Origin of the sequence: uncultured Acetobacteroides sp. (assembly GCF_963667355.2) — a bacterium.
GTDB lineage: Bacteria > Bacteroidota > Bacteroidia > Bacteroidales > ZOR0009 > Acetobacteroides.
In genome coordinates this window covers 4076238-4091221 of record NZ_OY763328.2, presented here as the reverse complement: position 1 = coordinate 4091221, position 14984 = coordinate 4076238, and the positions used below count along the sequence as shown (strand labels likewise).

At 50.8% G+C, this 14984-nt stretch carries 9 protein-coding genes; 5 read left to right on the top strand and 4 right to left on the bottom strand.

Going from position 1 to position 14984, the window contains the following annotated elements:
* Nucleotides 1–71 precede the first annotated feature (71 nt).
* From ACHZA1_RS16850 to ACHZA1_RS16830, 5 genes are all read left to right on the top strand, one after another.
* A complete protein-coding gene (locus ACHZA1_RS16850) occupies nt 72–1457 on the top strand; it encodes a sugar porter family MFS transporter (RefSeq protein ID WP_320053029.1) in 1386 nt (461 codons plus the stop codon).
* An 81-nt stretch (nt 1458–1538) separates the two neighbouring features.
* A complete protein-coding gene (locus tag ACHZA1_RS16845; protein WP_320053028.1) occupies nt 1539–4826 on the top strand; it encodes a DUF5107 domain-containing protein in 3288 nt (1095 codons plus the stop codon).
* An 89-nt stretch (nt 4827–4915) separates the two neighbouring features.
* Nucleotides 4916–7729: a sugar-binding domain-containing protein gene (locus ACHZA1_RS16840; RefSeq protein WP_320053027.1), complete on the top strand. Its 2814-nt coding sequence runs from the start codon at nt 4916–4918 to the stop codon at nt 7727–7729.
* 180 nt (nt 7730–7909) lie between these two features.
* Entirely contained in the window at nt 7910–8269 is a 360-nt protein-coding gene (locus tag ACHZA1_RS16835; protein ID WP_320053026.1) for a hypothetical protein, read from the top strand.
* A 639-nt stretch (nt 8270–8908) separates the two neighbouring features.
* Nucleotides 8909–9454 (top strand): 2'-5' RNA ligase family protein, encoded by a 546-nt coding sequence (locus tag ACHZA1_RS16830; RefSeq protein WP_320053025.1) that lies wholly within the window; start codon nt 8909–8911, stop codon nt 9452–9454.
* A gap of 411 nt (nt 9455–9865) precedes the next feature.
* On the opposite strand, the gene ACHZA1_RS16825 is transcribed toward ACHZA1_RS16830, so the two are convergent.
* The 4 genes from ACHZA1_RS16825 to ACHZA1_RS16810 all read right to left on the bottom strand — a co-directional run bounded on the left by ACHZA1_RS16825 (nt 9866) and on the right by ACHZA1_RS16810 (nt 14975).
* Nucleotides 9866–10564 carry a DUF5020 family protein gene (locus tag ACHZA1_RS16825; RefSeq protein WP_320053024.1) on the bottom strand — a complete coding sequence of 233 codons (699 nt, stop codon included), beginning with the start codon at nt 10562–10564 and terminating at the stop codon, nt 9866–9868.
* Between the two features lie 67 nt (nt 10565–10631).
* Nucleotides 10632–12050: a tetratricopeptide repeat protein gene (locus ACHZA1_RS16820; RefSeq protein WP_320053023.1), complete on the bottom strand. Its 1419-nt coding sequence runs from the start codon at nt 12048–12050 to the stop codon at nt 10632–10634.
* A gap of 228 nt (nt 12051–12278) precedes the next feature.
* A complete protein-coding gene (locus ACHZA1_RS16815) occupies nt 12279–13274 on the bottom strand; it encodes a dihydroorotate dehydrogenase-like protein (RefSeq protein ID WP_320053022.1) in 996 nt (331 codons plus the stop codon).
* A 219-nt stretch (nt 13275–13493) separates the two neighbouring features.
* Nucleotides 13494–14975: a glutamate synthase subunit beta gene (locus ACHZA1_RS16810; protein WP_320053021.1), complete on the bottom strand. Its 1482-nt coding sequence runs from the start codon at nt 14973–14975 to the stop codon at nt 13494–13496.
* Nucleotides 14976–14984 lie beyond the last annotated feature (9 nt).

Genomic DNA, 14984 nt, shown 5'->3' with positions numbered 1-14984 from the left:
CGACTGAGACTTAGCAGGTATTTTGCAGGCATCAGCAAACGATCAACCTAACAAACAAAAAATTAATCGGTATGAAAAAAATAAACAGCTGGTACGTCTTCTTTATTGCAAGCGTTTCAGCAATGGGGGGACTACTTTTTGGGTACGACTGGGTGGTTATTGGAGGGGCAAAGCCCTTCTACGAGCGCTTTTTTGATATTGCGAGTTCAACCAACCTACAGGCATGGGCCATGAGCTGCGCCCTTATTGGCTGCATTGTAGGTGCGGTTGCATCTGGAGTAATTAGCGAGAAATTTGGAAGAAAAAAGCCGCTGCTGCTATCGGCCCTCATTTTTGTTGTAGCATCATTAGGAACGGGATTGGCAAACAGCTATTCCCTATTTGTGGTATTCCGTATGATAGGTGGCGTTGGCATCGGCTTGGCATCGGCCATTTCGCCCATGTACATTGCCGAGGTTGCCCCATCGCACCTCCGCGGACGATTTGTCTCGCTCAACCAGATGACCATCGTTATCGGCATCCTGCTGGCTCAGGTCATTAACCTACTTATTGCCGACAAGGTACCCGCAGGTGCAACCGACGAATTTATCCGCTCGTCGTGGAATGGGCAAGTCGGTTGGCGCTGGATGTTCTTTGCATGCGCGGTTCCTGCCTCAGCCTTTTTTATTCTAGCATTTTTAGTACCCGAAAGTCCACGCTGGCTTATCAAGATGGGAAAGACCGACAAGGCACTTCCTACCCTCGAAAAGATAGGCGGAGCAACATTTGCTCGCGACGAAGTAAGCAAAATACAGGAGACGCTGAACGATGTAAGCGAAAAGGTAGATCTAAAAGCGCTGCTTAACCGCAAGTACCGATTCGTGCTGCTTATCGGTATCGTGTTGGCAGTATTTCAGCAGTGGTGCGGCATCAACACCGTATTCAACTACGCCGAAGAGATATTTACCGCCGCAGGATATGGGGTTAGCGACACCCTATTCAACATCGTTATTACGGGTAGCGTTAACCTAATCTTTACGCTGGTGGCCATGTTTACCGTTGACAACTGGGGTCGAAAGAAGCTAATGCTCTTTGGATCGGTTGGGCTATCCGCCATCTACATCCTTCTGGGAGGTGCTTTCTTTTTCGGATTTAAGGGTATACCCGTGCTTACGCTTGTGGTAGCAGCCATTGCCGTTTACGCCATGTCGCTTGCACCAATTGTGTGGGTAATACTCTCCGAGATATTCCCGAACCGTGTACGTGGAGCCGCAATGGCTTTGGCAACATTCGCGCTCTGGGTTGCCTGCTTTATTCTTACCTACACGTTCCCACTTCTAAACAGCTCATTGGGAGCTGCAGGAACATTCTGGGTATATGCCGGAGTTTGCCTAGTAGGATTTCTATTCATCGTAAAGAATTTGCCCGAAACCAAGGGTAAATCGCTAGAGGAGATAGAGCATCAAATAGTAAAATAGCCAACTGGGCAGTAACCTAAAAAAACAAACAGGCTCACACCTAGGAGGAGAACTTTTAATTGACAATAAATAAAATACCATATGGACGCTAACGTAAAAGTTTGGGAGGAGAAAGTTATCATCCCCACCTACGAAATAGGGAAAGCTGAAAAGAATCCGATCTTCTTGGAGAAGCGAGTATACCAAGGTAGCTCGGGGGTGGTTTATCCATATCCTGTAGTCGAGAAGATTGAGGACGAAAAGGTAGATAAAGCCTACGATGCTGTATACCTCGAAAATGAGTACGTTAAGATAATGATCCTCCCTGAGCTGGGAGGACGCGTTCAAATGGCCTACGACAAGATTAAGCAGCGCCACTTTATATACTACAACCAGGTAATAAAGCCCGCACTCGTTGGTCTTACAGGTCCATGGATATCGGGCGGAATAGAGTTCAACTGGCCCCAACACCACCGTCCAAGTACCTTCCTTCCCGTCGACTATACAATCGAGAAGTTCGAGGATGGCAGCGTTACCGTATGGGTTAGCGAAATGGAGAAGATGTTCCATCAAAAGGGAATGGCTGGTTTTACGCTACACCCCGGGAAGGCTTATTTGGAGATAAAAGGTAAGCTCTACAATCGAACGCCATTTCCGCAAACCTTTCTGTGGTGGGCTAATCCTGCTGTTGCCGTTAACGACGACTATCAGTCGGTCTTTCCTCCCGATGTAAACGCCGTCTTCGATCATGGCAAGCGTGACGTATCAAACTTCCCCATAGCAACTGGCACCTACTACAAAATGGACTACTCGGCGGGTGTTGACATCTCGATGTACAAGAACATCCCCGTTCCAACGTCGTATATGGCAATCAAGTCGGAGTACAACTTTGTAGGAGGATACGAGAACGACACGCAGGCGGGCGTGCTGCACGTTGCCAACCACCACATATCACCAGGCAAAAAGCAATGGACCTGGGGTAACGGCGACTTTGGCAAAGCTTGGGATCGCAACCTTACCGACGAAGATGGACCATACATCGAGCTGATGGCAGGCGTTTACACCGACAACCAACCCGACTTTACCTGGCTTCAACCCTACGAGGAAAAGACATTTACCCAGTACTTCCTTCCATATAGGGAGCTTGGCGTTGTAAAGAATGCCAGCCAAGACTTCCTTCTTAATTTAGATTTGGTAGAAGGTAAGGCTATTGTAAAGGTGTTTTCAACAGGGATTCACAATAGCGTAAGCATTACGTTGAGAGGTAAGAATGGTGTTTACCTTAACGATGGGATTAGCATTTCGCCTCTGGAGGTTTATACCAAGGAGGTTGATGGAGTTGCTGATTTATTCCACGAGCTACAGGTTGAGGTGAAAGACTCCGATGGCAATGTTTTAATCAGCTGGAAGCCAGAAAAGCCTGAGCTAAAGGAAATGCCAAATGCCGCAAAGCCCGCATTAGCGCCCGAGGAAATCTCGTCAATAGAGCAGCTTTACCTTACAGGGTTGCACATCGAGCAGTACCGCCATGCCACCTACACCGCAACCGACTACTACCGCGAGGCTTTAAAGCGCGAACCTTCGGATGTTCGCAACAACAACGCCATGGGCTTATGGCTGCTACGCAAGGGTAAGTTTGCCGAGAGCGAACCCTACTTTAGGCGTGCAGTAGAAACGCTTACCGAGCGCAATCCAAATCCCTACGATGGAGAACCGTTGTACAACCTTGGAATAGCGCTTAAGATGCAGAACAGGCTAGATGAGGCGTACGACTCACTCTACAAATCGTGCTGGAATGCGGCATGGCAAGATTCCGGCTACTTTACGCTATCGCAGCTATCAGCACAAAAGGGTAACCTAAAGGCAGCATTGTACGAAATAGACAAATCGCTAATCCGCAACTGGCACAACCACAAGGGACGTCACCTTAAAGCTGCTATTCTTCGTAAACTTGCGATGAACGAAGAGGCTCTTAAGCTTATTCATAAATCCCTCGAACTCGACAGGTTCAACTACGGCTGCCGATACGAGCAGTACCTAATTACTAAGGATTCCAACGTATTGCTAGAGATGAACAGGTTGATGCGCAACGAAATTCACAGCTACGAAGTAATTGCACTCGATTATGCAGCTGCCGGGCTATTTACGGAGGCCGTTAGTCTGCTGGAAGAAGGTGCTAAGGTTTGCCCAACCTCGCCAATGACCTACTACTACATGGGTTGGTGCCTCGATAAGCTAGGCTTGGAGCAAAAAGCAAAAGAGGTATATGCAGTAGCAGCAGCGCATAAGGCAGATTTCTGCTTTCCCAATAGGCTCGAAGCCATCCTTGCGCTCGAAAACGCGCAGGCACTAAACCCGGCAGATAGCAAGGCTCCGTACTATCTGGGGAATCTCTGGTACGATAAGCGTCAGTACACCGAAGCAATTGCATGCTGGGAGAAATCGTTTGCTCTCGACGGCTCCTTCCCTACCGTATGTAGGAATCTATCGTTAGCCTACTTCAACAAGCTTAACGATACGGTTCGTGCAGTTACCATGCTCGAGTTGGCTTTCGATTTGGATAGAACCGACGCCCGCATCCTGATGGAGCTCGATCAACTATACAAGCGCTTATGCTATCCTCATCAAAAAAGATTGGAGCTGCTCGAAGAGCATATCGACTTGGTAATGCAGCGAGATGACCTTTACCTCGAACGTGTAACCCTGTACAATCAGCTGGGGAGCTACGAAAAGGCCATTACGCTTATCGACCAACGCAAGTTCCACCCTTGGGAAGGTGGCGAAGGTAAGGTATCGGCCCAATACCAGATTGCAAGGGTCGAGCTTGCCAAGCGTTTGCTTTCGCAGAAAGAGTACGCCAAGGCAAAAGAGTTGCTCGAACAATGCCTTATATACCCGCACAACCTCGGAGAAGGCAAGCTGCATGGTGCTCAGGAAAACGACTTCCACTACTACCTCGGCTGCGCGTACGAGGGCATGAACCAGATGGAAGAAGCCACCAAATACTGGGAGCTTGCCAAAGAGGGCATCACCGAGCCTGCAGCGGCAATCTTCTACAACGATCAAAAGCCCGATAAGATCTACTACCAAGGATTAGCGTTGCTTAAGCTCGGACGAAAAGATGGCGCCAACAGCCGCTTCAACAAGCTTATCGCCTACGGCGAAAAGCACCTGTTCGAGACCGTGAAGCTCGACTTCTTTGCCGTTTCGCTTCCCGATTTGCTAATATGGGAAGACGACCTTACCTTCCGTAACAAGATACACTGCTACTACATGATGGGGTTAGGGTATGTCGGTTTAGGCGAGGTTGAAAAAGGGCAGGCTTACCTGACAAAAGCGTTCGACATGGATGGCAACCATCAAGGCGTGCAAGCGCATCTTTGCCGCTAAGCTGTTATAAACTATTTGATGTATCATCTTTGCAACAGCAGCCTCCGTATTTAGGAGGCTGTCCTTTGCATTTCAAAAGAAGGATGGCTATGAAAACAAAAGCATACTATGCAGCAATACTAATGGGCTTGGTGCTCTCTGCGGCATCGGCAACGCAAGGTTTTGGAGAGAAGGTAAGCTCGACAAAAGCCCTTACCCTCGCTGGCGAATGGCGATATGCGCTAGACAAGAATGATGTTGGCGTAGCGCAAAAGTGGTACGACTCGCTATTTGTTGGGCGAATCGCGCTACCGGGCACCCTCGACGGCGCAGGCATCGGCAATCCGAATATGCTCCTGCCCAAATTGGAGAAGCCTCAGATTCTTCATCTAACCCGTAAGTTCTCCTACGTTGGTCCCGCCTGGTACGTAAAGGAGTTCGTGGTTACCAAAGATTGGGCCAATAAGGAGCTAGTCCTAAACCTCGAACGGGTTCTTTGGACCTCGGATGTTTGGGTTGACGGAACCTTCGTCGGCGAATCGAAGAGCTTGGTTGCGCCACATCGCTACACCATATCGGGGCTAAGCGCGGGTAAGCATCGAATTGCCATCAGAATTGACAACCGCAAGCAGTTTGATATCTCGGTAAACGACATGGCGCATGCCTACACCAACGAAACTCAGGTGATGTGGAATGGGGTTATTGGCGATTTGTCGTTGCAGCTTAAGGATAAGCTTAGCGTAAAAAGCATCAGCGTATTCCCCGACATCGAAAAGAAGGGTGTTCGCGTTATTGTTGATGTTGCCAACGAAACGGGGAAACCGGTAAGCGGAACCGTTAAGTTCTCGGCATCACTTAAAGGCATCCCCGTTAGGGCAACGACCGAAAAGTTTGCCATCAGCGGCAATCACGGGAAAATAGAATCGTTCTATAGCCTAGGCAACGATGCGGCGCTCTGGAATGAGTTTAACCCCAACGTGTACACGCTAAGCGTTGCCCTAAATTCGGGGAAGCTATCCGACAAGGCATCAACCACCTTCGGGATGCGGAGGCTTTCCAACGAAAACGGCTACCTGCAGCTTAATGGAACTCGAATATTTCTACGAGGAACGCTCGAATGCTGCATATTCCCCCTAACCGGAAACCCACCGATGGATAAGGCAGGCTGGCAGAAAGTATTTGGCGCCGCAAAGCAGTGGGGGCTAAACCATCTTCGGTTCCACTCGTGGTGCCCACCACAAGCCGCGTTTGAGGTTGCCGACGAGATGGGGTTCTACCTACAGATCGAGCTTCCGCTGTGGAGCCTAACCGTTGGAAAGGATACGGCTACCACCCATTTCCTGGAGCATGAGGCGCAGCGAATAGTGGCGGAGTATGGGAATCACCCCTCCTTTTGCCTGTGGAGCATGGGGAACGAGCTGGAGGGAGATGCCAACATCCTCAGCTCGCTGATGTCCTCGCTAAAGGCGCAGGACCCACGGCATCTGTACACCACCACCACCTTCAGCTTCCAGAAGGGGCTGGGAACTGCACCTCAGCCCAACGACGACTTCTTTGTGACGCAATGGACGAACAACGGATGGATTCGGGGGCAAGGCATATTCAACTGCGAACCGCCATCGTTCGATAAGAGCTACAGCAAGCCTCTTCGGGGGGTAACGGTTCCGGTGATATCGCACGAGATTGGCCAGTACTCCGTCTACCCCAACCTAAAGGAAATAGAGAAGTACACGGGCTCCCTCATCCCGCTTAACCTAATGGCGGTTAAGGCCGATTTGGAGCGCAAGGGGCTGCTCCATAAGGCCGACGACTTTCTCCATGCCTCGGGCAAGCTAGCCGCAATCCTTTACAAGGAGGAGATTGAGCGCGCCCTAAAAACGCCCGAGTTCAGCGGCTTTCAGCTGCTCGACCTGCACGACTTCCCCGGACAGGGTACGGCCCTTGTCGGTCTCCTCGATGCGTTTTGGGATAGCAAGGGCATCGTTACCCCCAACGAGTTTAAGGCGTTCTGTGGCCCAGTAGTTCCGCTGGCCAACTTCCCAAAGGCGGTGTACCTAAGCTCCGACACGCTAACGGCTGCTGCCGCCATTGCCAACTTCACCGGTAAGCCAATCGCGCAAAAGCGCCTAGCGTGGACCTTATCCAGCAGCAGCAACGAGGTGGTGGCAAGCGGCACAATCGATGCCAGCAGCCTAGCGGTTGGCTACACTGCCAACATCGGCAAAATAGAAGCTCCGCTGCAATCCATTGGCAAAGCCCAGCAGCTAACCCTTAGGCTTGGCGTCGAAGGAACACCCTATCAGAACAGCTGGAGCATCTGGGTGTACCCCTCCAAGCTAAAGATCAATGCCGGAGAGGTTGTGGTTACCACCGATGTGCAAGCCGCCCAAAAGGCGCTCGCCGAGGGCCGAAAGGTGCTGCTTAACCCCAGATGGAAGGAGATTAAGGGAATCGAGGGGAAATTTGTCCCCGTGTTCTGGAGCCCCGTTCACTTCCCCAAGCAGGCGGGCACCATGGGGGTACTCTGCAACCCCAACCATCCCGCGCTAGCCAGCTTCCCAACCGAGCCATTCGCCGACTGGCAGTGGTGGGATCTGAATATAAATTCCACAACGGTAATCCTCGATAGCATCTCTACGGTTACGCCGCTGGTGGAGATGATCGACAACTTCGTAAATAACCGCCACCTAGCCTCCATCTTCGAGGCGAAGGTCGGAAAGGGCACCCTCATGTTTAGCTCGATAGACGTTACCTCGGATCTGGAGAAGCGCCCCGTAGCGAGGCAGCTCCTCTACAGCCTTCTTTCGTACATGAACGGATCGGCATTCGACCCGCAGCACGAGCTGAGGCCCGACGAGCTCGCCAAGCTCACCACCTCCAAAACGGAGGAGAACGCAAAGAAAAAGTCGGAGGACATCTACTAGCAAACCATAAAATAAAGCCAAGCGCAGCCACCACCCCGGCTGCGCTTGGCTTTTTTGCTACTTTTGGGTTGCGGATTGGAGAACGATGCTGAGCAACGAAGAGGTTGCAACAGAGCCTAGCCTCGGCGCGGGATGCACAAGTAAAATACATTTTACAATCATCTGAAACTATTTTTTAAAATGAATATACGGGAGAAAATTGACTACGTGAATTCTTTGAAACTTGATGAAAGAATCAATTACTGGCAAGATTTGATTTTATTGGCTAATGAATATTTGAGTTTGGGAAATATTGACGAACAACAAAGTTTAGATTTTATTGATTGTTTTAGAGGACTTCGAACTTCAAGGTTTATTCAATCTGATATTGATATGATATTATTAGATACATCTCTCCTAATTGCTCGCAAATTAAAAAGCAATAGAAAAATCTTAAAAGGAATATTAGATGATATATTATATTATTCGGATTTTTATCCAGAAAAATATAATAGAGATGAATTAGAGAACGAAATTAATGAATTAGACAAACCTTACTAGCCGTAGGTGTTCCTTAACTACCGTAGTCTAAATAAGCGCACAAGGCTCGGCCAAATTTGCAATTGACTATGTCGAACTTCGTTTCCGTCGAACATAAGTTCAGGTCTCTAGGCCGCCATTAATCGCCATACCACACCCCCCGGCTGCGCTTTGCTTTTTGGCTGCTACAGGTTGCGGTCTGTAGGTCGCTAGCAGTTCTAGCGTAGAAGGCAGGCGTAATTTCTGCTACCAAGAAAAAAGGGGACGCATAGCTACGGGAATACTCCTGCACATCAGAGGTCGCTGGTCATATATCAGCGGTGTACAGCAATTCTACAGCGGTGTACGGTAATACTTCAGCGGTGTATACCAATACTACAGCGGTGTATACCAATACTACAGCAGTGTATACCGATACTACAGCGGTGTATGGCATACTTCAGCGGTGTATGGCAATACTACAGCAGTGTATAGCGACACTACAGCAGTGTATGGCGTACCTGAGACAGCCACCGCCAGGGCAACGCTTTACTTTTTGGCTACTTTTTATTAAGTTGATTGCCCATTAGCAGCCCCTAACCAAAAAGGGGATGCATCCTTGGCCTTCATTGCTTTTGGCATTACCGTCGTATGCCGAGCTGGCCTCAAAAAAGAATTGTTATGCTCCACTTCATCGCCATCGTACCGCCCGCTCCCATCCTGTCCGAAATCCGGCAGCTAAAGGAGTACGCGGCAGCGCACTTCGACTCGCGCCACGCGCTACGGTCGCCGGCGCACATCACCCTCTTCCCTCCTTTCGACATAAAGGATAGGGCCGAAGCCCCCCTAGCTCTAGCCCTCGACCAGCTAGCCGCCCAGCAGCTGCACTTTACCCAAACGCTGAAGGATTTTGCCTACTTCGAGCCCCGGGTGGTATTTGTGAATGTGGTGATGAACGAGAATTTGCAGGCGCTGAAGGATCAGCTGGTCGATTGCCTGCGCGAGCATGGGCTGAAAAACGAGAAGTTTGCCACCCTCCCCTTCCATCCACATGTAACCATAGCCTTTCGCGACCTTACCGCTCCGCAGTTCAAGGCAGCAGAGGCCTACTTCTCCAACCAGCGCTACGAGGCATCGTTTACCGTAGCGGATATATGCCTGCTGAGGCTGGTTGCAGGCCGCTGGCACATCGTAAATCGGTCGCCATTCCTCGAGGGCCCAGCATAGCCCCCACCGCAAGGCAATCATCTACAAATCGGGAGAAGCGCTAAGCAAAACAAACCGCCACCACCGCTAGTCCCCCGTACTGAAGCCAGTACACCTCCGTGCAGTATGCAGGAACCCGTACTGAAACCAGTACGCCTCCATGCAGTGTGCAGGAACTCGTACTGAAGCCAGTACGCCTCCATGCAGTGTGCAGGAACCCGTACTGAAGCCAGTACGCCTCCATGCAGTGTGCAGGAACCCGTACTGAAGCCAGTACAGCTCCATGCAGTGTGCAGGACCCCGTACTGAAGCCAGTACGCCTCCATGCAGCGTGCAGGAACCCGTACTGAAAGCAGAACGGACTAGCGTCAGCCAACAAAAAAGGTGCCCCATACTGGAGCACCTTTCCATCCTAAATATCGTCGTATAATCCTAGAAGTTCCACTTAACCGCTGCGGTAGGGTATGCAGCAAAATCTTCGCTTGCAAAGCCACGGCTAATCTCCACCTCGCTACCCACCGAGAAGTGCTTGTTGAAATTGTACCAAAGCTGAGGTTCGGTTAGGAACACAAACTTGCGGTTATGCTGGGTTTGCTTCCAGAAATCGGCAAAACCGCTGAAGGTAACCTTGCCATCGAGCATGTGCATGTACCAAACGCCGGTAAGCTGGTACGATGGCGCTCCAAAGCCTTGAATGTACTTGTACATCGCCTCGAGGGTAAAACCTCTGGTAAAGCTGGAGTTATTCCATGCATAGTCAACGCCCAAGAGCCAAGCATCGTTAATGCGGAATGCGCCGGTTGTATTATCATTAATCTTGAATGCTCCCATCCCACCGTTATACTCAATATGAGCAGCCAATGGGCCATCCCAAAACTTGAGGCTACGGGCAATCTCCCAGTAGGCAAGGCTAACGCCCTTTATACCACTTTCGCCGTAGTTCATATCAATAAAGAAGAAGGTGCTACCGTAGCTATCTGGCTTAAACATCTCCACTGTACTCGTAAAAACACCTGCAGGAACAGCGGCTTTATCGTTTCCTCTTCTAAAATCGTAGTGCAGCTGTACATTTTGCGCAAAAGCACCAAGACCAGCAACCGTAAGCGCTGTAGCAAATAACAGTTTTTTCATTTTAATTTGATTGTTATGGATGGTTGTTCGACTTTTCACTTCCATAGCGCACCGATCTTAGCCGCTGCTAGTTTTTTGATGGTATATGCCGCTTCAGCATCTCGATGTAGCGTGGATCGCTAACGGCATCGGCGCAGAACTCGAAGAACTCTTCCGAAGTAGAACTATCGAGGACAAGCCCCTTCTCGAACTCGTCCAAGCTCCCCGAAACGTTTTCCTGCAAGTAGTAGTAGGCGGCCAGGCGATAGTGCAGCGCGGCCACATCGGCGTTGCTCTCTAGCGCTCTTTTAATGACATCGACCCCCTGCTGTAGCGATTCGTCGCCGGCGATCTCGGATAGCAGCAGCCACGACTCAAAATCGAGATGATCGAGCGCTACGGCGGTTTCGAACGCTGCCGTTGCCTCCTCCAGCTTGTTGAGGCGCATGTTGAGCTTCCCTAGGCCAAACCAGTACTCGGGAACATTCGGATCTAGCTCGACGGCCTTGGTGGCCAGCTCGTAGCTCTCGTCTACGTTATCGAACTCCAGCTCTACCACCGCTAGGCCGTAAAGGGCATCGGGGTTTTCGGGGTCGCTCTCGAGCGATTTCCGGTAGTAAATGCCGGCATTCTTAAAATCGCTAAGCTTCTCGTAGCACTCGCCGATGCAGCACATGGCCATGGCGGCATCCTCCTCCATCTCGGCGTACTCGAAGAATACGGTAAGCGCCTCCTCGAACCGCGCGTCGTTGGCCAGCGCGTTGGCCTTGCTAAAGTACGAGAGCGAAGCATCGGGCTCCAGCGCTATGGCATAGTCGAACGCCTCTATGGCCTTATCGTTCTTACCCAGCTTGGAGTACAGCGTTCCCAGGTTCGACCAGCCAAAGGGCAGGAAGGGGTCGCCATCGAGCATCTTCTCGTATGCCTCTATGGCCTCCTCCGTTCTGTTGAGCTTCTCCTGTATAAAGCCGAGCTCCCCGTAGGTTTGCGTGTTGGTTGGATCGAGCTCCACCCCCATCTTCAGGTACCTGCAGGCTGTTTCGAACTGGTCGTACTCCTCGAGGATGGCCACCACCTCAAAGAGCATGTCGAGCTTCTGATCAGTGCTCATGGCCAGCACCTGATCGAACATGGCAAGCGCCTCGTCGGTCTTGCTCGCAGCCATAAAGGTTTTTCCTTTAATCAGGTAAAAGTCGGGATTGTTCTTTTCGAGGGCCTCTACCGAGGTGAGATCAACAAGGGCATCGTTGTAGCGGCCGGAGAATAGCTCTATTTCAGCCTTCTTGATGGTGAGCTCCGAGGAGTTGGGGTGCTGCTTCCGGGCGATTCGGAGCACGCTAATGGCGTCTTCCGATCGATTCTGAAGGATGTAGTGATCGACCATCTTTTCGTAATCGCATACGTCGAAGTAGGCTATGCGGTTGGTTTTCACCATTGCCTCGTAACGCTTCACAATTTCTGGAAGGTTGTCGTCTTCGCTGAAGTACAATTCGCTATCTTCTTTCATGCATTACCCCCGTTGTGCGGGTAAAAGTAGAAAAATTAGCCGGAAGAAAAAAGCAAGGAACCTACAGCCGGTTGGATTCCTTGCCTAGAATGCGCAACGGAACGCCCCGCCAGGAAGCAAGAGCCATTTGGTCGGCCAAATTACTTTCCGCTGGCAGCGGATTGCCATTTACTCGACCAAACGGCAGCTGCAAAGCGTGAATCTCCCCAACGTAGCGCTCCGTAGCCCCTACCGATCCTTAAAGTACCTCATGAACTGCACCCGCTCGAATGCTGCGGGGTTGTAGGTTCTGTCCTTCGACATTTTCCCCCTAAACGCATCGAGGTTTGGATACGATTGCTCCTCCATCCACCGCTTCAGGTCGCTTAGCATCTCCTGCGCGTAGGGTATCCCATGGACGTAGAATGCCGATGCTGCCGAAACCACCTTGGCGCCTGCCAGCAGCTGCTTAACCATCGTTTGCCCGCTATGAATGCCGGTTGATGCCGCCAGATCGCACTTTACCCTCTCGGACATGATGGCAATCCACCGCAGCGACGTTGCAAAGTCGGACGGGTGGCTTAGCACGTTGGTGGTGGTAAACTCCAGCGTATCCACGCTAAAATCGGGGTCGTACATCCGGTTGAACAGGGTGATGCCCTTTACGCCCGTTTCCGAGAGCCGCTGGATAAGCATGCCGAGCGCTGCCGAGTAGTACCCAATCTTTAGCGATACGGGAATGGTTATCTTGGATAGGATCTTGGCAACAACGTCAAAGTACATCGCCTCGTTATCCTGGCCGGTTCGGGTAAAGTCGGACGGAAGGATAAACAGGTTGAGCTCTAGCGCATCGGCACCTGCCTGCTCTATCTTCTGGGCGTAGTCGAGCCACCCCTCGGCGTTAAGGCAGTTTATGGAGGCAATTACCGGGATGGTAAGCTCGGCCTTCGCATTCCTAATCAGGTTGAGGTAGTCGCTGAGGGGATCCTTGATCTGGTTAAATTCGAACTCGAAGTAGTCCATCGCCTCCGGGTAGATGAAGCCGGATGAGAGCATCCGCGTTATCGACACCTTGGTGTAGTGGATGATCTCCTCCTCGTAAACTGATTTTAGGATAACGGCACCTACCCCACTCTCCTCAAAGCTTCTCAAGTTCTTAAGATTCGAAGTTAGCCCGCAGCTGCTGGCAACCAGTGGCGAGCGTAGCTTCAGCCCCATGTAATCCGTTGAAATATCTACCATCATGTCTCAAGTTTTTTATGAAAGCGTTTTGATAAACTCTACCTGTAGAACATCCTAAAACGCAAAAAGCTTACAAGGGGCACCAAACGGTACAGCCTTGTAAGCCTTTTAGTCTAATTCAAGAATCAAGATATTAGATACTAGACATTAGACTTTAGATAATAGATAATAGATACACGTACTGCGAAATCCTCTTGATACATGTGTCGTGCGTCTTGATTCCTAAAGTATGGTATACCCCATCAGGTATTCGTCCACCGCCTTGGCGCACTCGCGCCCTTCGTTGATGGCCCACACCACCAAACTCTGACCGCGACGAACGTCGCCGCAGGCAAATACCTTATCGACGCTGGTGGTAAACTTCCCGTAGTCGGCCTTTACGTTGGTTCTGCCATCGGTTTCGACGTTCAGCTGCTTTAGGATCTCCTGTTCTGGACCAACAAATCCCATTGCCAGCAGCACCAAATCGGCATCGATCACCTCCTCTGTTCCTGGTACTTCGGCAGGCTGCATTCCGCCACTTGGTCCTACAGCCCACTTAATCTTCACAGTTTTAATCTGAGTAACCTCACCCTTATCGTTCCCTACGAACTCCTTAACAACCGTACCAAAGGTTCTGGGATCGTCGCCGTACTTTTGGGCAAACTCCACCTGACCGTAGTCGGTTTTATGCACCTTGGGGAACTGTGGCCAAGGGTTATTGTTGGCGCGCAACGGCGGCAGCTTCTCCATGATTTCGATCTGCATCAAGCCCGCACATTCATGGCGAAGGCTGGTTGCCACGCAGTCGGTTCCGGTATCGCCACCACCAATAATGATGACGTTCTTATCCTTTGCCGAGATGTAGCACTCATCTTTTAGATGGGAGTCGAGCAAACTCTTGGTGGTTGCCTTAAGGAAGTCTACCGCAAAGTGGATGCCCTTGAGCTCGCGCCCCTTTGCCACAATGTCGCGAGGCTTGGTTGCCCCACAGGCCAGCACAACCGCATCGTAGCTGCTATGCAGCTCCTTTGCATCTACATTTCCCCCAACATCGGCATTGGTTTTAAAGGTGATTCCCTCCTTTTTCAGAAGGCGAACGCGGCGGTCGATAACCTTTTTGTCGAGCTTCATGTTGGGAATGCCGTACATCAGCAAACCGCCAACCCTATCGGCACGTTCGTACACGGTTACCGTATGCCCAGCCTTATTCAGCTGATCGGCAACAGCCAATCCCGAAGGACCAGAGCCTACCACCGCAACCGTTTTGCCCGTTCGTACCTTGGGCGGATGGGCAACAACCAGCTTATCCTCAAAGGCACGCTCGATAATTGAGCACTCATTTTCTTTAATTGTCACCGCTTCACCGTGAAGCGCTACCGTACAGGCAGCCTCGCAAGGGGCTGGACAAACACGCCCGGTAAACTCCGGAAAGTTGTTGGTTTTATGCAGGCGAACCACCGCCTCGTTCCACTTACCCTTAAAGATAAGGTCGTTCCACTCCGGAATTAGGTTGTGGAGCGGACATCCCGTAGTCATGTTGTTAATGGTAACACCCGACTGGCAGAATGGTATCCCGCAATCCATGCAGCGAGCACCCTGCTTGCCCTGCTCGCTTTTGGGCAGAAGAACTATATATTCCTTGTAATCTTTTAATCGTGCCGTAGGATGCTTCTTGGAGGAAACGCTCCTTGGTATTTCTAAAAATCCTGTAGGTTTTCCCATCGTTTAATC